The 22,012-nt window shown below is 30.4% G+C and carries 24 protein-coding genes; 23 read left to right on the top strand and 1 reads right to left on the bottom strand.

Annotated features, from left to right (window positions below; all coding sequences use genetic code 11):
- Window positions 1–16 precede the first annotated feature (16 nt).
- The 18 genes from T537_RS0107270 (at window position 17) to T537_RS0107185 (ending at window position 16,648) form a co-directional block, all read left to right on the top strand.
- Entirely contained in the window at window positions 17–925 is a 909-nt protein-coding gene (locus T537_RS0107270) for an FHA domain-containing protein (RefSeq protein ID WP_027438583.1), read from the top strand.
- An 11-nt stretch (window positions 926–936) separates the two neighbouring features.
- Window positions 937–1,902, top strand: coding sequence for an AAA family ATPase (locus T537_RS0107265; protein ID WP_051555025.1), 966 nt, complete (start codon window positions 937–939; stop codon window positions 1,900–1,902).
- Between the two features lie 16 nt (window positions 1,903–1,918).
- Window positions 1,919–2,164 carry an EsaB/YukD family protein gene (locus T537_RS0107260; protein WP_027438584.1) on the top strand — a complete coding sequence of 82 codons (246 nt, stop codon included), beginning with the start codon at window positions 1,919–1,921 and terminating at the stop codon, window positions 2,162–2,164.
- A gap of 16 nt (window positions 2,165–2,180) precedes the next feature.
- Window positions 2,181–6,671, top strand: coding sequence for a type VII secretion protein EssC (gene essC, locus T537_RS12430; RefSeq protein ID WP_034244418.1), 4,491 nt, complete (start codon window positions 2,181–2,183; stop codon window positions 6,669–6,671).
- A gap of 64 nt (window positions 6,672–6,735) precedes the next feature.
- Complete coding sequence (locus T537_RS0107250; protein WP_027438586.1) at window positions 6,736–7,029, top strand: WXG100 family type VII secretion target; 294 nt, start codon at window positions 6,736–6,738, stop codon at window positions 7,027–7,029.
- 86 nt (window positions 7,030–7,115) lie between these two features.
- Entirely contained in the window at window positions 7,116–7,538 is a 423-nt protein-coding gene (locus T537_RS0107245) for a DUF5082 family protein (RefSeq protein WP_027438587.1), read from the top strand.
- Between the two features lie 13 nt (window positions 7,539–7,551).
- Window positions 7,552–7,839 (top strand): hypothetical protein, encoded by a 288-nt coding sequence (locus T537_RS0107240; RefSeq protein WP_155895243.1) that lies wholly within the window; start codon window positions 7,552–7,554, stop codon window positions 7,837–7,839.
- A 12-nt stretch (window positions 7,840–7,851) separates the two neighbouring features.
- Window positions 7,852–8,121, top strand: a complete 270-nt coding sequence (locus T537_RS0107235; RefSeq protein ID WP_027438589.1) for a hypothetical protein — start codon at window positions 7,852–7,854, stop codon at window positions 8,119–8,121.
- Between the two features lie 12 nt (window positions 8,122–8,133).
- Window positions 8,134–9,870, top strand: coding sequence for a hypothetical protein (locus T537_RS0107230; protein ID WP_027438590.1), 1,737 nt, complete (start codon window positions 8,134–8,136; stop codon window positions 9,868–9,870).
- Window positions 9,871–9,942: 72 nt separating this feature from the next.
- Window positions 9,943–10,224, top strand: a complete 282-nt coding sequence (locus T537_RS0107225) for a DUF4176 domain-containing protein (protein WP_027438591.1) — start codon at window positions 9,943–9,945, stop codon at window positions 10,222–10,224.
- Window positions 10,225–10,245: 21 nt separating this feature from the next.
- Window positions 10,246–10,578: a hypothetical protein gene (locus T537_RS0107220; RefSeq protein ID WP_027438592.1), complete on the top strand. Its 333-nt coding sequence runs from the start codon at window positions 10,246–10,248 to the stop codon at window positions 10,576–10,578.
- 21 nt (window positions 10,579–10,599) lie between these two features.
- Window positions 10,600–10,914 carry a hypothetical protein gene (locus tag T537_RS0107215; protein WP_027438593.1) on the top strand — a complete coding sequence of 105 codons (315 nt, stop codon included), beginning with the start codon at window positions 10,600–10,602 and terminating at the stop codon, window positions 10,912–10,914.
- Window positions 10,915–10,991: 77 nt separating this feature from the next.
- Window positions 10,992–11,306, top strand: coding sequence for a hypothetical protein (locus T537_RS0107210; RefSeq protein ID WP_027438594.1), 315 nt, complete (start codon window positions 10,992–10,994; stop codon window positions 11,304–11,306).
- Window positions 11,307–11,332: 26 nt separating this feature from the next.
- Window positions 11,333–11,965 (top strand): hypothetical protein, encoded by a 633-nt coding sequence (locus tag T537_RS0107205; RefSeq protein WP_027438595.1) that lies wholly within the window; start codon window positions 11,333–11,335, stop codon window positions 11,963–11,965.
- Between the two features lie 43 nt (window positions 11,966–12,008).
- Window positions 12,009–12,467, top strand: coding sequence for a hypothetical protein (locus tag T537_RS0107200; protein WP_027438596.1), 459 nt, complete (start codon window positions 12,009–12,011; stop codon window positions 12,465–12,467).
- A gap of 135 nt (window positions 12,468–12,602) precedes the next feature.
- A complete protein-coding gene (locus T537_RS0107195; RefSeq protein ID WP_027438597.1) occupies window positions 12,603–13,061 on the top strand; it encodes a hypothetical protein in 459 nt (152 codons plus the stop codon).
- Window positions 13,062–13,147: 86 nt separating this feature from the next.
- A complete protein-coding gene (locus T537_RS0107190) occupies window positions 13,148–14,905 on the top strand; it encodes an ABC transporter ATP-binding protein (RefSeq protein WP_031556954.1) in 1,758 nt (585 codons plus the stop codon).
- A 597-nt stretch (window positions 14,906–15,502) separates the two neighbouring features.
- Window positions 15,503–16,648 carry an RNA-guided endonuclease TnpB family protein gene (locus T537_RS0107185; RefSeq protein ID WP_031556951.1) on the top strand — a complete coding sequence of 382 codons (1,146 nt, stop codon included), beginning with the start codon at window positions 15,503–15,505 and terminating at the stop codon, window positions 16,646–16,648.
- A gap of 201 nt (window positions 16,649–16,849) precedes the next feature.
- Here the strand turns inward: T537_RS0107185 and T537_RS12425 are convergent, their stop codons facing one another.
- A complete protein-coding gene (locus T537_RS12425; RefSeq protein ID WP_051637182.1) occupies window positions 16,850–17,173 on the bottom strand; it encodes a hypothetical protein in 324 nt (107 codons plus the stop codon).
- 345 nt (window positions 17,174–17,518) lie between these two features.
- On the opposite strand from T537_RS12425, the gene T537_RS0107170 reads away from it, so the two are divergent.
- The 5 genes from T537_RS0107170 (at window position 17,519) to T537_RS12690 (ending at window position 21,841) form a co-directional block, all read left to right on the top strand.
- Window positions 17,519–18,172, top strand: coding sequence for a sce7726 family protein (locus T537_RS0107170; protein ID WP_031556946.1), 654 nt, complete (start codon window positions 17,519–17,521; stop codon window positions 18,170–18,172).
- A gap of 161 nt (window positions 18,173–18,333) precedes the next feature.
- Entirely contained in the window at window positions 18,334–19,011 is a 678-nt protein-coding gene (hypB, locus tag T537_RS0107165) for a hydrogenase nickel incorporation protein HypB (RefSeq protein WP_031556944.1), read from the top strand.
- Complete coding sequence (gene hypB / locus T537_RS0107160; RefSeq protein WP_027438601.1) at window positions 18,998–19,651, top strand: hydrogenase nickel incorporation protein HypB; 654 nt, start codon at window positions 18,998–19,000, stop codon at window positions 19,649–19,651. Before hypB (T537_RS0107165) ends, hypB (T537_RS0107160) begins: the two co-directional genes overlap by 14 nt.
- A gap of 29 nt (window positions 19,652–19,680) precedes the next feature.
- Window positions 19,681–20,391, top strand: a complete 711-nt coding sequence (locus tag T537_RS0107155) for a FadR/GntR family transcriptional regulator (protein ID WP_027438602.1) — start codon at window positions 19,681–19,683, stop codon at window positions 20,389–20,391.
- 145 nt (window positions 20,392–20,536) lie between these two features.
- A complete protein-coding gene (locus tag T537_RS12690) occupies window positions 20,537–21,841 on the top strand; it encodes a response regulator (protein WP_031556941.1) in 1,305 nt (434 codons plus the stop codon).
- Window positions 21,842–22,012: the final 171 nt, after the last annotated feature.

Below are 22,012 nucleotides of genomic sequence, written 5' to 3'. Positions count from 1 at the left end.
TAAAGGATAGGTGATTATGAATTCATTAAGAGAAAATAGCGTTTTAGAGGAGAAACAAACGGATGTTTATCTGGAATATTTTTTAGCTGATAAAGATTATTTCGCCCAAACAGAATATAAAATAATACAAAATCAAAATAATGGACTCTTTGTCGAATCGATGCAGATAAAGAAAAATGGAAAAATTGATTTATGTTATTTAACTAAGGATTTAAATTCACTAAATACACTATTAAGTTCTGTTAAGAATGATGGCTTTATAGCTATTTTAAGGAATTTATTAGAAGCAATTCTTTTAGTTAAAAATAACGGGTTTTTAACCTGTGAGTCAATAAAACTAGATATAGATAAGATTTTTGTAGAGGCTAATAGCTATAAGATTCGTTTAATATACCTACCTTTAACCATAAAAGAGTTTGACAACTATGTTGAATTTGAAAGTAGCTTAAGAACTAAACTGATAAAACTAATTAACTCATATGAGGAAGATGAAGAATCAGACTTATTAAAGATCAGAAATGCTATAGCAGATTCATTTAAGAGTTTAGAAGATTTAAAAATGGAATTAGAAGTATTTGCTAATAAGAATATATCTATTGGTGAAGGAACTAAGATGGGTTTGTACAATAATGATTTAAGGTTAGTGGCACTTAATGCTCCTATGAGTTTTGAATTAGTGTTAGATTCTAATGATCAGCTTATAGGTAAAAAGAAGGAATTAGTTGATTTAGTTATTCCCTTTAATAAGATGATAAGTAGGAAACATTGTAGAATCAGGAAAATAGATGGTGCTTATTATATCAATGATGAACAAAGTGCCAATGGAACTTATGTTAATGGGAAAAGATTAGAAGTTGGACAGAGTATAAAAATTAAATCTGGAGATTTAATACGTCTTGCAAACAGTGATTTTAAGATAGTATAGGGAGGCGCAAAATGGCTAAGGCTAGAATAATAATAGCAGATGAAGATCAAGATTATATAGCATCTTTACAATTTAAATTTGTGACAGAGTTTTTTAATAAGATTGATTTAGAAATAATTACAGATAGAAGTTATTTTGAAGAGCTTTTTTCAAGACCACAAAGCGCAGATGTACTTATTATATCTGATAAGTTGTATACTCCACAAATAAGACTGCATGATATTAAAAATATTTTTTTGATGCAAGAAGATGATGAAGATTCAGAAACATCTGATTTATATATTACAAATATATATAAATATTCGGATTTGAGAGACATATTCACTAAGATTATTGGTAAAAGCAGAGGCTCTTTGAATATTTCTGATTTAGAAAGTATAGATACACAGATTATTACAGTTACATCAGCCGTTGGTGGGATAGGTAAAACTACCATTGCTATGGGACTTGCTAATTCATTAGCTAATGATTATAAAAAAGTCTTATTTATAGAGGCTTCAAGGTTACAAACTTTTCAGTATAAATTAAAGGATAAAAGTGTTATAGACAATCATAAATTTTATTTGGATTTGTTAAATCCGAAGATTGATGTATATAAAAGCATAAAAAACTTTATAAGAACAGAAAATTTTAGCTATATTCCTGCTTTTAAAGCTTCATTATTAACATTAAAAATTGATTATTCAATTTATGAAAAAATAGCAATTATGGCTAAAGAGAGCCACGATTATGATTACATAATTATTGATACAGAAACTACATTTGATCTTTATAAAACGAAGATGTTAAATCTGGCGGATAAAGTATTGATTATTACATCAGATGAAGAATATGTTGTAAGTGCAACTAATAATTTTATGAATAATATAGATTGTGTGAATCAAGAAAAATATGAGTTTATAAAAAATAAGGGTAATAATGGTGAAATATTATCTTTAGATGAAATAGATAAGATAAAAAAGATAATTTGTTTATAATTGGAGGTTAGTAGTAGTGGAAGATACTGTTATAGTTGTTTTTAACAATGATAAAAGTAAGCAGCAGGTAGATATAGAAATACCACTTAATATAACAGTTAGGGAATTAATAATAGGTTTAAATAAAGCATATGCTTTAGAGATTAATACCGACAACATACAAAATTGTTACTTGAAGGTAGATAAACCATTGATGTTATTGCGTGGCAATATGCTTTTGAAAGATACAGGAATAAGAACTGGAAGTGTAATAAGTTTTTAGTTGAGGATGTGAAACAATGGATAATAGATATAAAATAACTCTTTATAATCGAGTAATATACAAAGAAGTAGAATTACCTAATGATAAGGAAATATATAAAGTTGGTACAACGTCAGAATGTGATTATAGATTATATAAAGATGATTTTTTAGATGATTTTATTTTATATTTTCAAAATATTGATTCTGAATGGAATTTAATGTGTTCAGAAAATATATATATTTCTTTTGGCGATAGTAAGAAATTACTTAGTATATCTTTATTTCATGGAACTAATTTTGTTTTAAAAGGCCAAGATAATAATCATGAAATCTTAAAAATAGAGTTCGAATTAATGTTTGATAACAAAAATACTGAGTATAATCGAGAAATAAATATTAAAGAAATAGGATCTTTTACTATTGGAACATCGAATAAATCTAATATATCTTTAAAAAGTGAATATTTAGAAAATATGGAAATTGGATTATATCGTTGTCCTGAAGGTTTTTACATAAAGACATTAGAGGGAGCCTATGATATTAAGAAAAATGGAAAAAGAATATCATATAATGAGTTATTAAAATTTGGAGATTTTCTTTCAATAGCTGAATTTAGTTTTTGCGTAATGAAGGATTACATAATGACAGAAAATTCAGAGAAATGCATAATAAATGCTTTAAAGTATATTGATTATACTAAGCGTGGTAAATATCCATTGTTTGTTCGAAATACAAGAGTTAAGCATGTATTAGATGAGGAGGAAATAGAAGTATTAGATCCACCAGCTAAACCTCAGAAACCCAAAAATAATATTTTATTAAGCTTATTACCATCTACTGGAATGTTAGTAGCAGCTGGGGTTATGGCATTTATGGGTGGCAAGACTATGCTTATTTTTAGCGGAATCTCAGCAACTATGGCCATATTAACATCAGTAGCAAGTTTATTACAAGGAAACAGAGATTATAAAGATAGTCTAAAAAGGCGAGAAAGTGAATATGAAATATATATTGCAAAAAAAAGAAATGAAATTGAAGTTGATAGAAAAGACGAATTGAGTAATCTATATAAAATATATAGGAATGAGGACATAAATAGACAAAATTTAATTTCATTTTCTCCTGATTTATTTGATAGAGAAAAAAGTGATAAAGATTATTTGCATGTATTAATAGGGACTGGTGACATTAAGGCTCATAAAAAAAAAAAGTATAAAAAGAAAGAACAATTAGAAATAGAAGATAAGTTACAAGTTATGCCAGAAAAATTATGCGAAGAATTAGAATGGATACACGAAGCTCCTGTAGTTTGTGATTTTAACGCTAGTAATGCTGTTGGAATTATTGGAGATAAGAAATTTAGATTGTATTTACTTAATGATATTGTTTTTGATATTTGTTCAAGACAGTTTTATTCAGATGTTAAGATGTTTTTTATTATGGATAAAAAACATGCTGATATTGTGAAAAATTTTAGATTATTACCATATGTTACAAACACAATTTTTGCAGCAAGAAATATAGTTTGTGATGAAGAAAGTAAAAACATTGTCTTTGAATTTTTATATAACGAATTAACTAGAAGAGAGAATGAAAAAGATGGTGAGTTTATAAATTATGTAATTTATTTTTATGATTTATATGGATTTGCAACTCATCCAATTTCAAGGTTTGTTGAGAAGGCTTCAGAGTTAGGAGTTACATTTGTATTTTTCTCTGAAAAAGCATCAGAAATACCACAAGGTTGTGATTATTTAATAGAACAGATTGATGAGGATAAAGCTAATCTTATAGATACATCGAATGTTTTATTAAATAGAATTTTTAAATTCTATAAAGTGAGTAGTAATATGATAGCTCGAATCAATGATTTACTTGCACCAGTAGAAGCTGAAGAGATTTCACTTGAGGGAAGTCTAACAAAAAATATAGATTTATTTACGTTGTTAAATATAGTTTCACCTAAAGATTTAGATTTACAACAAAGATGGAAAAATTCTAAAGTATATGAATCTATGTCAGTTCCATTGGGGGTTTCAAAAAATGGAGTTGTTTATTTAGATTTACATGATAAAGCACATGGACCACATGGTTTAGTAGCTGGAACAACAGGATCAGGTAAATCAGAAATATTGCAATCTTATATATTATCAATATCAACATTATTTCATCCATATGAAGTAGCTTTTTTGATAATTGATTTTAAAGGTGGAGGAATGGTGAATCAGTTTAAAGATTTACCACATTTGTTAGGTGCAATTACTAATATAGATGGTAAGGAAATTAACAGATCGCTAAAGGCAATTAAGGCTGAATTACAAAAAAGACAACGATTATTTGCAGAAGCTGAAGTTAATCATATTGATAAATATATTTATAAATATAAAGAAGGGAAAGCAAGTATTCCACTTCCACATTTAATAATAATTGTAGATGAATTTGCAGAATTGAAAGCTGAGCAACCCGATTTTATGAAGGAATTGATATCTGCGGCTAGAATAGGTCGAAGTTTGGGAGTTCATTTGATATTGGCAACTCAGAAACCTGCTGGACAAGTTGATGAACAGATTTGGAGTAATTCTAGATTTAAATTATGCTTAAAGGTTCAAGGGCCAGAAGATAGTAATGAAGTATTAAAATCACCACTTGCTGCCGAAATAAAAGAACCAGGAAGAGCATATTTACAGGTGGGTAATAATGAAATATTTGAATTATTTCAATCAGCTTACAGTGGAGCTTTAGCACAGAGTGATGCAGCTGATATCAAAGAATACAGTATTTACGAATTATCATTATCTGGAAAAAGAAAAAAGATATTTGAACAAAAAAGGAAGAAAGGCGATGTAAGGGGCGAAAACCAGTTAGAAGCTATCGTTTCATATATAGCTAATTATTGTAATAAATCAGGTATAAAATCATTACCTGATATATGTATAAAGGCATTAGACACAAAAATTGTATATGAAACCGATGATGGCAATGAGGATTACTTATTAGGAATATATGATGATCCTGATAATCAATATCAAGGTCCATTATCTTTAAATATTGATGAAAAGAATACTTTTATTATTGGTTCATCACAGTACGGAAAAACAAACATATTACAATTATTAATTAAACAGATAGCACTAAAAAAGAAGGTAAGTGAAGCAAATATTTATATTATTGATTTTGGCTCTCTTGTCCTTAAGAACTTTGAGGAACTTAATCATGTTGGTGGTGTTGTAATACCTACTGATGATGAAAAACTAAAAAATCTTCTTAAATTATTACAGGATGAATTATATAAAAGAAGGGAGAGACTTGTTTCTGTTGGAGTAAGTTCATTTTCGTCTTATTTAGAAGCAGGATATAACGATTTAGCACATATATATGTATTTGTTGATAATATGACCGCACTTATGGAATTATATCTTGAAAATGATGAGACGTTTTTAGGAATTATAAGAGAAGGCATATCTGTTGGTATCACAGTAATAGTTGCGAATTCTCAAACTAGTGGAATTGGATATAGGTATTTATCTAATTTTGCAAATAAAATTGCTTTGTACTGTAATGATACAAATGAATATGGAAATATTTTTGATCATGTTGATAATAAGCCAGATGAAATACCAGGAAGAGCAATTATTGAATATGATAAGCGAATTCTTGAATGTCAGTCGTATTTAGCTTTTGAAGGTGAAAAAGAAATTGAAAGAGTGACTGCAATTAAGGCTTTTATAAAAGAACGAAATGCAATTAATAAATTTAAAATGAAAAGACGTATTCCATATATTCCTACGATTTTGACAGAAGAGTCATTGTGTACAGATTATGGAGCAGTTGTTAATGAGTATAAAATTCCAATAGGTCTTACATATAAGAATGTAGAACATTTTGATTTAGATTTTTCAAGAATTGCAGCTATAGGCTTATGTGGAAAAGAGACAGAATTACATGTGAGATTCATGAAGGATATATTAATACAATTGTCAAAAAGGAGAAAAGAGTATCCTGTTAATGTATGTATTTTTGATGATGTTAACAGAGAGTTTAGAGAATGTGAAAATCTTCCTATTGTTTCGAAATACACAATTGTTAGTGAACCGATTATTGAGTTGCTTAATGAATGGAATAATAAATTACAAGAAAGATATCAAAATATGATTGATGAAGTTGAAGATGTGAAGAATGAATTATTGTTATTAATAATCAATAATAATGATGTTGCTAAAACTATATATGAGGATATGGATGCAATGAATCAATATACAGAAATGATTACTAGATATAAGAATCTGAATATAGGTGTTATTTTTACTAATTACAATAATTCTAATATTTCATATGATGCTCCTGAACCAATAAGAAATATTAAGCAGGAACGTCATTTATTGTATTTTGATGATTTAGATAATTTGAAAGTTTTTGATGTTTCATATGAAGATATGAAAGAAAATAAAAAACGTTTACAGGCTGACGACGCTTATTATATACGGGATAATAAAGTAATAAAATTGAAGCTAAAACATACAAATTAAATTTTGATGATTATTGGGTTAACCAATTTTCATATATATTAAATTTTTAAGGAGGAATATAACTATGGCAAGTCAGATTAGAATGACACCGGAAAAAATGAGACAGAGAGCAGGTGAGTATACAACTCAAGCTAACAATCTTAATTCTATTATTACAAAGATGGATAGTTTATTAAAAAATCTTCAGGAAGAATGGGAAGGTAATGCTAGTGAAGCATATGCACAGAGATTTACTGAACTTAGACCTGGATTTGTAAAAGCTAAGGATTTAATTGATGAAATTTCAACTGCGTTAAAGAACACAGCAAGTATTGTGGAAGAAACTGATAAAAATATTGCTGGTCAGTTTAAGGCATAAGATAGTACTATAATGTACATCTTAATGGCAAACGGTAATTATAAATTATCGTTTGCCTTTATATAAAATGCTAGAAAGAGTAATGTATGACAAAAATAGATGTTCAAAGAAATATAAATTATAATCAAAAATTAATTGCACAATATAGAGGCGACAATGCTAATTTGGAATCACAAATACATGAACTTGAGTGTTTAAGAAGTAAGATAAAATCTTTACAAGATTCTTTTGGAACAAGGCAAAGTGCAAGAAAGACAAAATTATCAACGTTAGTGTCCTCCAAATTAAAAGTAAAAACAGCATCAATTTATGCAACAGAAATGAATAAACTTTTAACCGGAGTAGAATACAGAAAAGCATATAATGGTTTATCTTATGCTCAAGAAAAAGTAAATTCTGAAATAAGTTCTATTAAGGCTAGAATTGATAGCAATAATGAGTATATAAGGTCTTATAATAACAAATTAGATTATTGGAATGAACAACTTAAAATGGTTGATGACAATTAAGGTAGGTGAGAGTATGGCAAGTAATAGTTTACAGATAGATGATGAGTATTGTTCAGGTATGAAACAGTATTTTACTGATCAAGGAACTAAGTTAGAAGGCTATTTAACAGAATATATTACTATCTTGGAAAGAATAAGAGATACAGGTATTAAAGGTGGCGATGTAAATGAAGCTTTAAATTCATACATTACTTATGCAAATAAGTTAAAAGGTAAAATAAGTGATATCTCTACAGTTGCTAATACTCATGTCTCTACTTTTCTTAGTAAAATTGATGAGGCTGACCAATTTTTATTTTAAGGAGAGCAAATTATGGCTGAAATTGTAGTGGATATTGAATGCTTAGGTACTGAGATTAATAAATTGAATGAATTAAAAAATAAAATTACTAGTAATAAAAAGGGTCCAACGGGAGTAGTTGGTGGAGGTAATACGGTATCTAATATAGAAAACATTGGGAATAAGTTTAAAGATATTGAAGACAAGATGGAAGTATTAGTTCAAAGTACAGTTTCATTTATGGATAATATAAAAACAAGTTATACAGAAAGTGATAATAATGCGGCAAATACAGTAAAATAGGGAGGTGAATAAGTGCTTAGGGATTTTTCAGAAACTGCTAAAGAACAGGCATTGCAAATTGTTTCAGTAACAGAAGAAGATAAAGAAAGTAGGATAGTGGACTTACGAAGGGATCGATGGAATGAATATAATAATTTAATGGATAGATTGTCAATTACACAAAGTATAAATGATGTAAACAATTACCAAGAAATGATACTTTTAAAAAACAATGCAACTAAAAATCAAATACAGTCCATATTTAGTAAAGTTATAGGAATTGATAATTCTTACGGAACTATTATGGGAAATGTTGATAAAGAATTAAGTGAAATTAAGGCATATCTTGATACAATGAACTTTATAGTGACACCAAGTAACGGTTCTTTTAATACAAGTGCTATGGATAATAAATTTAAGGATATTCTTGAAAGAGAGGAGAAAGCAAGTGCACAATGTTTAAAGGATAGTTTGATGCAGAATGTAGATGGAGATTTGGTTTTTAATGGGGAATTACTAAAGGAGTATCTTGGAAAAGATGAAACACAATTATCTGACGAGAAAAAAAGAGTGCTTATTGATGTATATTATGAGTTGTTAAAGAAAGTTGATATTGAGAATGTTTTAACTATAATTAGTTCTAAATATAACCCGGATGAAAGTAGGATGTTAACAGAAATTCATACTAGTAATAAAATATGTGTAGCAAAGTTAGAAGGATATGATAAGATGTATGTTGAAATTCTTAATAGTGTATATGATTTAGATGAAAATGGAACGTCTTTTGCTGTTTCGTTATTTTCTGAGAAAAAGGGAGATACAACATATTCACATTTTGGTAAAGAATATTCAGCAAAAATTAAGGACTTATCAATAATAGCAAGTTATACAACGTATAAAGGCAAATACGAAGACAAGTATATAACACTTTATGATAATAAGCATGAAAAAAAAGATAAAGTTGGAATAACGGGCTATGATGTGAATATTAAAAAAATAAAAGAACAAAATGAGGCTATTGACAAAAAATTAAAACAGTCTAAGTATAAAAAAAGTTATGGTGATGGCGAGGAGTATACTGATAAAGATGGTAATTTAATTTCAAAAAAAGATTCAGGATTTTCAGATACAAATAAAATTTTTGAATATGATTTTAGTAGAGAAGTTTCCGATAGTGCATATGAAGGTACAATTAACTTGCCACATGATGGTACCATTACTACTACGGTAGGAAAATCTGAGGCACATGGAGCATTTAAAGTCGGTTGTTACTCAGTAAGCAGAGATGGTAAAAAAGACTTTAGTCCAGGCATTGGCGTTGATGTGGGATTAAGTTGCAGTGTATTAGATTCAGAATGGAATCAGAATATTTTAGGAAATGATCAAATAGGTTTAGACGGTGAAGCTGGAGTAACTATTGGAGAAGCCAATGCCAATATGGATGCAGGAGCATATTTGAAGGATGAAAATGGAAATTATAATCCGCAGTTATATGCCGAGGGGGCTTTGGAATATAATGCAGCAGAATTAAAAGGTAGTCTCGAAACAAATATACTTGGCGGGGGTGCCAAATTTGGAGGAGATGTTAAAGTAGGTGTGGGGGCACATGGTAAATTTGGATATAAAGATGGTGTCCTTAAATGTGATCTTGGTGCAGCACTAGGAGTTGGAGCTTCGGTGAATGTTGATGTTGATGTTGCAGGAATTGCAACAGGTGCAGCAAAAGCAGCTTCTAAAGCTTCAAAGCAATTTTTTAAAATGTTTAAATAAAAAATCAACTTTAATGTATATGTTGTAGTGTGATAGAATAAGTGTGATTATTAGTAAGAAAGGAATTAAAAAATGATTAACAGATTATTACCAATAGGAAGTGTAGTATTAGTATCTGATATGAAAAAGAAACTAATGATTGTAGGATTTTGTCAAAAAGGAGGACATGATCCTAATGCAGTTTGGGATTATACAGGAGTTCTTTTTCCAGAAGGATATTATGATTCGGAAAATATGTTTTTGTTTAACAATGATCAAATATCGCAGATATATGCTTTAGGCTATCAGGATGAAGAACAAATAAAATTTATAGAAAAAGCCGAACAGATACTTGATGAAATAAAAAATGAATAATTTTAATGGGAGTAGTTAAATATGGATATTATAAAAACAACAGCAACTATTAAGGAAATTATATACGAAAGAATATATATAAGGTACGTGGTTGATGTAAATGTGAATGGAGAAATTGTTCAAGCAAAATCTATACCGTATTCGAAAAAAAGAAAAGAAGTTCCAGAAGGAAGTATTGTTGATGTTGATTATTGGCAATCACCAACAGGTATTAGTAAAAATGTGAAGATATTAAATGAACACCAACTTCCATTAAAAGATGAAGTTAATTTTAAAGATATTGCTGGTTTTGTAGCATTGGATATATTTATGTTTTGCTGGTTTATGTATAGATTAATTTATCATTTTATATAGAAATGGAGGAACTTGTGTAAGATGCTTGGAAAAGGTGACGTATATGCAGTGGGAGTTATAGAAGAGATATACGGAAGTCAGAGAAAAGTTAATTATAAAGTAGGTGTGGAAGTAGACGGAAAGTATAGAAGAGCTGAAAGTTATGGCTATCGTGGTGATTTAGAACTATTATCAGAGGGTGAAATTGTAGATGTAATTTATAATAAAAATGCTAATATTGTAAGAATCTTAGATGGCGGACTTATTAAAAGTGGATCTATTTATATGGTTGATAAAGTAACATATATTTTGTGGGGATTGCTTATACTATTAGTTGCTATAACATGCTTATTATAATTATGTATCTGATAAATAATATAAATATAGAATAAATCAATTACTGCTTTTCGGGTTTATGAAAGGAATGGTGGGAAATGAGAAAAAGGGAAAAAGTGTATACTGTTGGAGTTATTGAACTTGTAAATTTTAGTAATAAAAGTATTAATTATAGAGTTGGAATTGAAAAAAATGGTGTGCATAAAAGATTACCTTCGATATATTATCAAGAGTATTCACAAATATTGTCAGAGGGTGATGTTGTAGATGTAGCATATAATGAGAGAGATAAGATTGTTAGTATTATTGATGACGGACTTATACCAGTTAATCAATCGGGAAAGAAAAAGATAATTATCAATATTTTGGTCTTTTTCCCTTTAGCTTTAGTTTTATTGTTATGTATGCTTTAAATTAGATATTAGTAGGGAGTTATTAAATGGAATTTGAAATTGATCGTAAATTAAAAAACAAGATTGATCTAAGGAATTTGTATAAAAAAGAAGGTTCATATCATACAGCTGCTATAGCTTTAATAATTGTAAAAATTTCCATTGCTTTAGTGTTAATTATTAATCCTATTTTTTCTTGGCTTATGTATAAACTTGATGACAATAATTTTTTAAAATTGATTATGGGTAAATCTTATCTTAAGCAATATATTATTTCTGTGATATCAAGGGAAATATTCATTGGAGTATTTTGCTTTGGTGGAGTCTTTTTAATTCAATTAATCATAGGATATTTAGCTCTTAATTCAGAAGATGTAAAAAAACAGGAGAGAATGAGTGTTATTGATAATAAGTTAATTTATAGTTACGAAAAGTTAAGCATTAATCCAACACCTCAAAGAGCTTTTTTAGCTATAGATTTATCAAGTATATATACCATAGATTATGATGAAAAAAAGAGAGAAATTGTAATTGAAGGATGTATGGAAGAAAAAGTTTTAGATTACAACACAAGGGATGAAGAAATAGAATTTAACGGAATGAATAATAATATTATAAGTCTATATGATTATTATACTCCATCATTATATGAGTATTTAAATCAACATAGATATAACTAAGTGAAAGCGGATGCTTTATATAAAAAGAAAGGTAATTTAATTTATGAAGAAACTAAACAAAATTTTACTAGCTTTAATGTTAGTAACAGTAGTATTTATGGTAGGTTGTAAGAATGTAACAACATTTATGTCATATACATTTACTGAAGATGATGGAGATCAAATTAGGGTGAAATTAAAGACTAATGATGGTTATAAGTTAACTTCAAGCGTTCCTTTTGAAGTAAAGAAGGATTCAGATACTATAACGTCAGGTGGATTTATTTATGCTAACCAATATGAAGAGTATGTTAAGGTAGCTAAGTCAGATCCAAGTTGTACGGTTATTGATGAAGGAAAAAGGGGTAATATTAATTATTTAATGTGGAATTATAATGATACAAAATATAATTGTGTGATTCAGATCAAGGATGCCAATATAGCAATATTATTAAATAACACAATATCTGAGGAATCAGCTAAGGAAGTTCTTAATAGATTAGATTTTGAATTATTAAAATAAAGTAGAAACTGTAATAGCAAAATGTATGATTAAACTATAGATAGTTAGATTTAGAGTTAAATTGACTGATTAATTATGGCTTGTTAAAATGTTATCATTTGCAAAAATAAAAAAGAAGAAAGGTATATTTAATTTATGAAGAAATTAAACAAGATTTTACTAGCATTAATGTTAGTAACAGTAGTATTTATGGCAGGATGTAAGAATGTAACTACAACAATGTCATATACATTTAATGTAGACAATGGAGATCAGGTTAAAGTAAAGTTAAAGACTAATGATGGTTATAAGTTAACTTCAAGCGTTCCTTTTGAAATAAAGAAGGATTCAGACACATTAAGCACAGCTACATTTATTTACCCAGAATATTATGATGAATATGTTAAGGCAGCTAAGTCAGATCTAAATAGTACAATAATTGAAGAAGGAACTAAGGATAATCTTACTTATGTGATGTGGAATTATAACGATGAAGAATATAATTATGCAATTCAGATTAAGGATGCTAACACAGCGATTTTATTAGGTAATATCGTATCTGAGGAATCTGCTAAGGAAGTTTTTAGTAGATTAGAAATTGAATTTGTAAAATAAGATTTAAAATAATGATTATAACAAGCGCAACATTTTGTTGTGCTTGTTATTTTTAATATCTATTAAGAATGAAAAAAGGAAAAGTTATGAAAAAGAATCTAAAAACAATGATTAGTTACTACAGCAAGTATAAGTTGGTTTTTTGGTTGGATTTATTCTTTGCTGCTCTTTCTGCAGCAATTGTACTTATAATTCCACTTATAGTACGTTATGTAACAGCTAATCTAATTTATGAGAGTCCAGAGTTTATCATATCAAGAGGAAAATGGATTGCTCTAGGGCTTATCTTTATGATTATAGTAGATTTTGGCTGTAAATTTTATATTTCAAACATCGGCCATGTCATGGGAACTAAGATCGAATATGATATGAGAGCAGAGATTTTTGATCATTTACAGAAGCTATCCTTTAGCTTTTATGATAACCAAAAGGTTGGTGCTTTAATGTCAAGAATCACTAATGACTTATTTGATATTACAGAGTTAATGCACCATGGTCCAGAAAATATTATTCTATCTGTAATTAAGATTGTTGGTGCTATTGCTATTCTTGTATCAATTAATTGGAAGCTTGCTATATGTGCCATTGTGGTATTACCATTTATGTTTATTTTCTCTTATATACTTAATAAGAAAATGAGAGGTGCATTTAAGAATAATCGTGCCAAGATAGCTGAAATTAATGGTCAGATTGAAGATAATCTATCAGGAATTCGTGTGGTAAAATCCTTTGCCAATGAGGAAATTGAGAATGAAAAATTTAAAATAGGAAATCTTGGATTTTTAAATGCTAAGAAAAATAGCTATTTCTATATGGGAGTTTTCCAAGCAGGAGTTGGTACTTTTACAACAATTGTACAGGTATTAGTAATTGTTTCTGGAATTATTCTTATAGCTAATAAAAGTGTTACAGCTACAGATTTAGTAACATTTATGCTTTATATTAGTGTTCTTACAGAGCCTATTAATACATTAATTAACTTTACAGAGCAGTTCCAGAATGGTTATACAGGTTTTGAAAGATTTAGAGAAATTATGGATATTGTCCCTGATATTACTGATAAGAAGGGGGCTAAGCCGCTTGTAGTTAAAAATGGCGAGATAGAGTTTAAGGATGTTTCATTTAAATATGAAGATGCCACAGAAGAGGTTTTATCAAAGGTGGATTTAAAGGTGCCAGCAGGTGCTTATTATGCTCTAGTAGGTTCTTCTGGTGCAGGTAAGACAACCCTTTGCTCTTTAATTCCTAGATTTTATGATGTAACTTCTGGATCTATTAAGATTGATGGCAAAGATGTAAGAGATGTAACTCTAAAGAGCCTTAGAAGTAACATTGGTATTGTACAACAAGATGTATATTTATTCTCAGGTACTATTTATGAAAATATTCTTTATGGTCGCCCAGATGCCACAAGAGAGGAAGTTATTGAGGCTGCTAAAAATGCCAATGCACATGAATTTATTATGGCTATGCCAGATGGTTATGATACGGATATTGGCCAAAGAGGAGTTAAGTTATCTGGTGGACAAAAGCAGAGAATTTCAATTGCAAGAGTCTTTTTAAAGAATCCTGCAATACTTATCTTTGATGAAGCAACTTCCGCTCTAGATAATGAGTCAGAAAAAGTAGTTCAAGATAGTCTTGAATCCCTTGCAGCTAACAGAACTACTATTGTAATTGCTCACAGACTCTCAACTATTAGAAATGCCCAAAAAATCCTAGTTCTTACCGATAATGGCATAGAGGAAGAAGGAAGTCACGATGAGCTTATGGAGAAAAATGGTATTTATCGTGGGCTTTATGATATGCAATTTAACTCAGTCGGAGAAATCCCCAACCTCTAAGCGTTGGGGAAGAGTCCGCCATGAGAATAGCCTGGCGGCTATGGGCGGCTCCTACATAGCAATCATTATATGATTGCTACAGTAATAGCGTAGATGGGGGTTATGACAAACTATATTCAGTCGGGGTACAAGCTCCGACTGAGTTAAGCGCTCCGCGAGGATGCGCACGGATTCGGACAGGAATTTGTCTGTAGTAGGAACATCAGCTATTAGAATTTTGCTTCGCAAAATTAGGCTGACGCTAAGTAGCAAACACGGAGTGTTTGCTACATCTGAAGCAGACCCGAATCCGGCGCGCAAGACTCGCGAGCGAGTCTTGACAAATTAAAAAATGTATTATTGATTAATAAGAACGCAGTGGCACGTTGTGTCACTGCGTTCTTTAACACGCCGCGAGCAAGAAATCACCCACCTCTATAGGTGGCGGGATGAATTGCGAATAACAAGGCATTTATTGTTATATATAATTGCTATGAGAACATTTGTTTGACTGCTTTGCAATTTGATTGTATAATATAAGTATAAATCTGTCGTATTACTTAGGCGGTGTTACGGTAGATATTATTAAACAATATATTCAATCACAAGGAAAGAAAGATGGCAAATAAGGCAATTAAGTACAGAGTATATCCTACAACTGAACAAAGTGTTATGTTTGCCAAGACCTTCGGCTGTTGCCGCAAGGTCTATAATCTCATGCTTTCCGATAAAATTGAGAGCTACAAGTCTACAGGTAAGTTTGTTACTGTAACACCTGCCAAATACAAAAAGGATTATCTATATCTCAAGGAAGTAGACAGTCTTGCTTTAGCGAATGTACAACTAAACCTACAAAGCGCTTTCAAGAACCGCTTTAGCAAATCCCGTAAGAAAAACAACGGATTTCCTAAATTCAAATCTGCAAAACGCAGCCGTAAGTCATATACTACAAACAATCAGCATGGTACTGTTGCCATTACTGATAACAGCATTAGACTCCCTAAAATCGGTCATGTGAAGACAGTTATCCATCGTAAGCCTAATGATAGCTGGATAGTCAAATCAGCTACTGTATCACAGGAATCTGATGGAAAGTTCTATATTTCCGTATTGTTTGAGATTGCAGATAGTATAAATACCTATGTAGCAGACACGAATAACTGTATTGGTCTAGATTATGCTTCTGACGGTTTGTATGTAGATAATAATGGTAACGTTGGTACAAATCACAAATACTATCGTGAAAGCCATGATAAGCTTGCTAAATCACAACGTAGGCTGTCACGTATGCAAGGCTCTAAAAAGCATGAAATCAAATCCAATAATTACCTAAAGCAACTCCGTAAAGTAAACAAAATACATAGACATATCGCTAATCAGAGATTAGATAATCTACATAAAATATCTACTGAGATAGCCAATCAGTACGATGTTGTATGCGTAGAATCTTTGAACATGAAATCTATGTCAAATAAAGGTTTTGGTAATGGCAAAGCTACTCTTGATAATGGATACGGTATGTTTCTGTCAATGCTTGAATATAAATTATTAGAAAGAAACAAATATCTTGTAAAAGTAGATAAGTGGTTTCAATCATCACAGATATGTCATTGTTGTGGAAAGATACATCCTGAGATGAAAAATCTTACAATTCGTACAATGAAATGTGATTGCGGTCTTACAATAAGCCGTGACCAGAACGCTGCTATTAATATCTTACGTGAGGGATTACGTATACTAAACGAATCTTTTGCAGTAGCTTAAAATCAAATATTACAGTAGGGATGGAATAGCCCTAACTTATACGCCTGTGGACATTGTGTAAGACATTGAGTTGCGTATCATCGTAACCGATGCAGTAGTGGTTGAAGCAGGAAGCTCCGACTTCAAATGCGTAGCATTAAGTCGAAGTAGTTCACAAAGTAACGAATATAATTTAGTTTGGTAAAAGATAATTTTTTATTATTACTGATTTATGAAGGCTTCCTTTGCAAATTGTAAATCTGTTTGATTACTTTCTTTATATTCTTGGTTTTCTAGTGATTCGTTTCTAGCAATCATTGTATTGTAGATTTCATGACTTTGAGTTTTAGAAATGATTTCTGGGAATACCTCAGCCACACCATAGAATTCGTCCTCAGTACAAGTCTTTAGAAAATCTATAGTTTCATCAATGTTGTTAGTAAGAATGTTAGTGAAAATATTCCAGCATTCTTCAAGAGCATAATCATCATTAATATCTAATTTGTTTCTTCTCTCTATAGTTTCTTTTAGTTTTGTTATATTCATTTATTTTTTCCTCCTTAAAATACTTGTTTGATTTGAATTAGGGAATATGGTTGATATTTTTTTGTCGTTTCTTTTTATTATAATGGTCTGGAATGTTTCCAACACGTACGCTATTAGAATATGTTTTTATTATATTATATTTTATCCCATATTTTCTCATTTATTTTTTTGTAAAAAACTTCTTTCTTTATTTGGTTACAACTGCTAAGATAGCTAAAGTACTAAAGGTAAGTATTGATCGATTTTTAGAAATGATACTCGATTCAGTTGCATCTGAAATTAATAAGGAAATTCAGAATTATAATAATATGAGTAAAAAAGATAGATTTTTATACGGGAGATAACATGAAGAAATTTAGCTTGTATGACAAGGACATTAGGGAAGATTTATTCATTTATTTAGAAGAACTATATGGGAAAATTAGAATCCTAGAAGAGGTAAATATAGGAGATTCTAGAGCTGATGCTATTGGAGTTATTGACGGTGCCTTAATTGGTATTGAGATAAAAAGTGATGCAGACACATATACAAGACTTAAAAGTCAGGTAAAGGATTACGATGCCTTTTTTGACTACAACTATTTGGTGGTAGGCTCTAGTCATGGGGCACATGCAAGTGAGCATGTTCCTGAAAATTGGGGAATAATAAGTGTTGAGTTAATAGATGGAAAGTTGGATTTTTACATACTTAGGGCTGCTAAATTAGGCATTGATATGTCAATTAAAAACAAGCTTAGTCTACTTTGGAGACCTGAACTTGCTCATATACAACAAATAAATAATATGCATAAATACGACTATAAAAGCAAGGCATGGGTTAGAGATAAGATAATAGAAACAGTACCTGAGGCTGTGTTAAATGATCTTATTAGCGAAGAATTGTTTGAAAGAGATTATGAAGCTATTAAAGAGACTATTAATAATTATAGACAGGCTAAGGGTCAGAAAAAGAGAAGAAATCTAAAGAGAAGAAAGTATAGGAAAAAGGCTAAAAGTTAGTTAGCAAACGAAAAAACAAAAAATAAAACATATACTATAGGTTGTCAGACAACTATTGATTAATTGTCTAATTTACTATAAAATATATAAGTATGGAAATCTACTTTTTGTGTAGTTCTATGCATAATATTTTTTGCGAAAGAAACACAGGAGGCACTATAATGGGAGACATTAAGATATTAGATGTTAAAGCAGATATTATTAATGATAATGATATAAAAGCTAATGCCCTTCGAGATGAAATAAGAAAGAAGAACGTATTTTTTATTAATCTTATGGCTAGTCCAGGAGCAGGTAAGACAACAACTCTTGTAAGAACAATTAATGCATTAAAGGATGAATTTAGAATTGGTGTTATGGAAGCTGATGTGGATTCAGATGTGGATGCTAAGACAATTGAACAGACAGGAGCTAAGGTTATTCAGCTACATACTGGTGGTTCATGTCACATGGATGCAGCCATGGCAAAACATGGCCTAGATGGTCTTGGTTGTGAAGATTTAGATGTGGTTTTTCTTGAAAATATAGGAAATTTGGTATGCCCTGCAGAATTTGATGTGGGAGCTAATAAAAGAGTAATGATCCTTTCAGTTCCTGAAGGAGATGATAAGGCATTAAAGTATCCTTTAATGTTTCAGGTAAGTGATTGTTTACTTGTTAATAAGATAGATGCTATGTCAGTTTTTGATTTTGATTTTGATGCATTAAGAACTAATGTGGATAAACTAAATCCTGATATGGAAATTATACCAATCTCTTCTTTAACAGGAGAAGGTTTTGATAAGTGGATATCATGGTTAAAGGCTGAAATAAGAAAGGGAACATATGAGAGTAATTGAATTAAATAAAAGCGTTACAGAATCTAATGACTTAGATGCTAAGAATTTAAGAGATGAACTAACTAAAGCTAAGGTTTGCCTTATTAATTTAATGAGCAGCCCAGGTTCTGGAAAGACAACTCTTCTAAAAAGAACAATAACAGATCTTAAGGATAAGATAAGATTTGGGGTTGTGGAAGCAGATATAGCTTCAGATGTGGATGCTATTGCAATTGAAGAAAATGGTGCTAAAAGTATTCAGGTACATACAGATGGTATGTGTCATATGGATGCTGGTATGACAAGAAGAGGCGTGTTTGAATTAGGAATTGAGGATATAGATATTGCAGTACTTGAGAACGTAGGAAATTTAATATGTCCTGCAGAATTTGATACAGGTGCTCACGTCAATGTAATGATTCTATCTATTCCTGAAGGTGATGATAAACCATTAAAGTATCCACTAATGTTTAGCATGGTAGATGCTTTAGTTGTTACAAAATACGATACTAAGAGTTTTTTCAACTTTGATGAAGATAAATGTTACGAGGCAGTTAAGAAGCTTAACCCTAATGTTCGTATTTTTCCTGTTTCTGCCAAGACAGGTGAGGGTATGAATGAATGGGAAGAGTATCTTTTGGGCCTAAAAAAAGATATGTAGTAAAGAGTTAATAACAGAAAGGGACAATTATGCAGATTGAAAACAAAGAGAACCTTTCTCAAAGAACGGCTAGTGCACTAAAGAGTATGATTGTAGACAAGAATAAGTATAAACCTGGTGAGAAACTACCTAACGAAAACGTGTTAGCTGATGAGTTAAAGGTATCAAGAACCACGCTAAGAGAGGCTATCAGAATCCTGGTTTCGGAAGGATTACTTACGGTTTATAGGGGACGAGGTACTTTTGTATCAGATGTCTTAAACCAGTACGTGGATGGTGGCAGTCTTCACGTAGAAGATGTTCTTGCAATGAAAGTTACATTAAGAGATCTTTATGAAGCAAGGCTTATAATTGAGCCAGAAGCAGCTGCACTTGCAGCAAAGAGAGCAACAGATGAAGAAATTGAAGAGATACTTAGACTTGGAGATATTTGTCAGAAACAGATAAAGAAAAATCCAAAGTCAAAGAAAAGAATTGAGTCAGAGGTCAATTTCCATGGTGCTATTATGAAAGCATCACATAATGATTTTTTAACTCAGTTCACACCAATTCTCACAGAGACAATTGAAAAAACCTTTGCCCTTGAAGAAAATCTAGATATGATTGCACAGGATGCATACAATGATCATATTGTAATTATGAAATTCTTAGAGCGAAGAGATTCAGCAGGTCTTAAGAGTGCAAGTATAATGCATTTAAGACATGCCTTGTGGGATGGCAATTTAACAGAGAGTTTATAAAATAAAGCGTGTATATCCAGTTAACATGGTTATACACGCTTTATTTTTAAATTTATAAATAATAAAATGATTTATTGAATTTAAAATATAGATTTGATATAATCAGATTATATTAAGACGTGAAGAATTGAAAGGTGGTAGCACTATGTTTTGTCAGCTTTTTGGTAAATATTTAATTGAAATGAATGTTATCACTAAGGATGAGTATGAGGACATTATACTTGCACTTAGAAATACAAGAATTAAAATCGGCTTTCTTGCTATAGAAGAAGGATATTTAACCGAAACAGAAGTAAAAGAAATACATAGACTTCAAGCAATAGAGGATGCAAAGTTTGGAGAAATTGCCGTTAATAATAATTTTTTATCAAAGGAGCAATTAGACAAACTTCTTTCAATGCAAGAAGGGGATTATGTAAAATTCATTCAATTATTATGTGAGGATAAGGGATTATTCTTAGCTGAAATAAATGGTTATATTGAGGATTTTAGGAAGAGGCAAGGATTCGATGAGAATGAATTAGAAGCACTTAAACATGATGAATTTGATAAAGTGGTTCCAATGTTTGCTTTTGCTTCAAAGCCATTTGTTACTGATCTTGTTGGACTTATGTTAAGAAATATAACCAGGTTTGTAAGTACAGATTTTTACATCGACAGAATAATTAGAGTAAAACAGGCTGATTATAAATCATTTGTTACAATGGAATTGAAAGGTGATGCGGATATTCATATTGGATTTTTAGCAGATGATAATCAGGATGGAATGCTTTTAATTGCTAATAGATATGCAGATGAACAATATACCGAGGCAAATGAAGATGTATATGATGCAGTTGGAGAATTTATTAATTGTATTTCAGGCTTATTTGCAACAAATATATTTCATAAGGGGGTTAAAGTAGATATATTCCCACAGCATGCTTATGAAAATCAAAGCGCTATGGGTGATGCTTATGTCCTACCGCTTTATATAGAAGACAAAAAAGTCTTATTTTACATAGCAATTAATTCAGAGGTAAAAATAGGCGAGGATCCAATAGAAGGCAATATAGAGGTATTAGAGGGAAGCCCTGAGTCAGAGGATAGTAAGGGTAGTGTTGTTATTGTAGATGACTCATCCCTTTCTAGAAAAATTCTTAGGACAATATTAGAAGAAAATGGATATACAGTTGTATGTGAGGCTATTGATGGTATAGAAGGTGTTGATGCATACAAGGAATATAAGCCGGATTTAATAACACTAGATATTACAATGCCAAAATTAACAGGTAATGGGGCATTGAAAGAAATTATGGAATATGATAGCAATGCCAATGTAATTATGATTACAGCAGCTGGTCAGGAAGACAAAATTCTAGAGGCATTAAAGTGTGGAGCTAAGAGATTTATAACGAAACCATTTTTGGCTGAGGATATTATGAAAAATATCACAGAAGTATTAGGTTAATTTCTCAAATTGCATTGACAGCATAGAAAAATTGCTGTATTATTGTTGTCAGACAACGATATTAAGTTGTTATACAACATTAATTTAAACTAAATCAGAAACGGTATGAGGTAACCCGTTGTGAGGAAGGAAGATGATTTAGCTTAAATCCAATAAACACACTTTATGGAG

Origin of the sequence: Lachnospira multipara LB2003, from assembly GCF_000702205.1 — a bacterium.
Taxonomy (GTDB): domain Bacteria; phylum Bacillota; class Clostridia; order Lachnospirales; family Lachnospiraceae; genus Lachnospira; species Lachnospira multipara_A.
The sequence above is the reverse complement of the archived record's forward strand: the minus strand, read 5'-3'. Positions and strand labels throughout refer to the sequence as shown.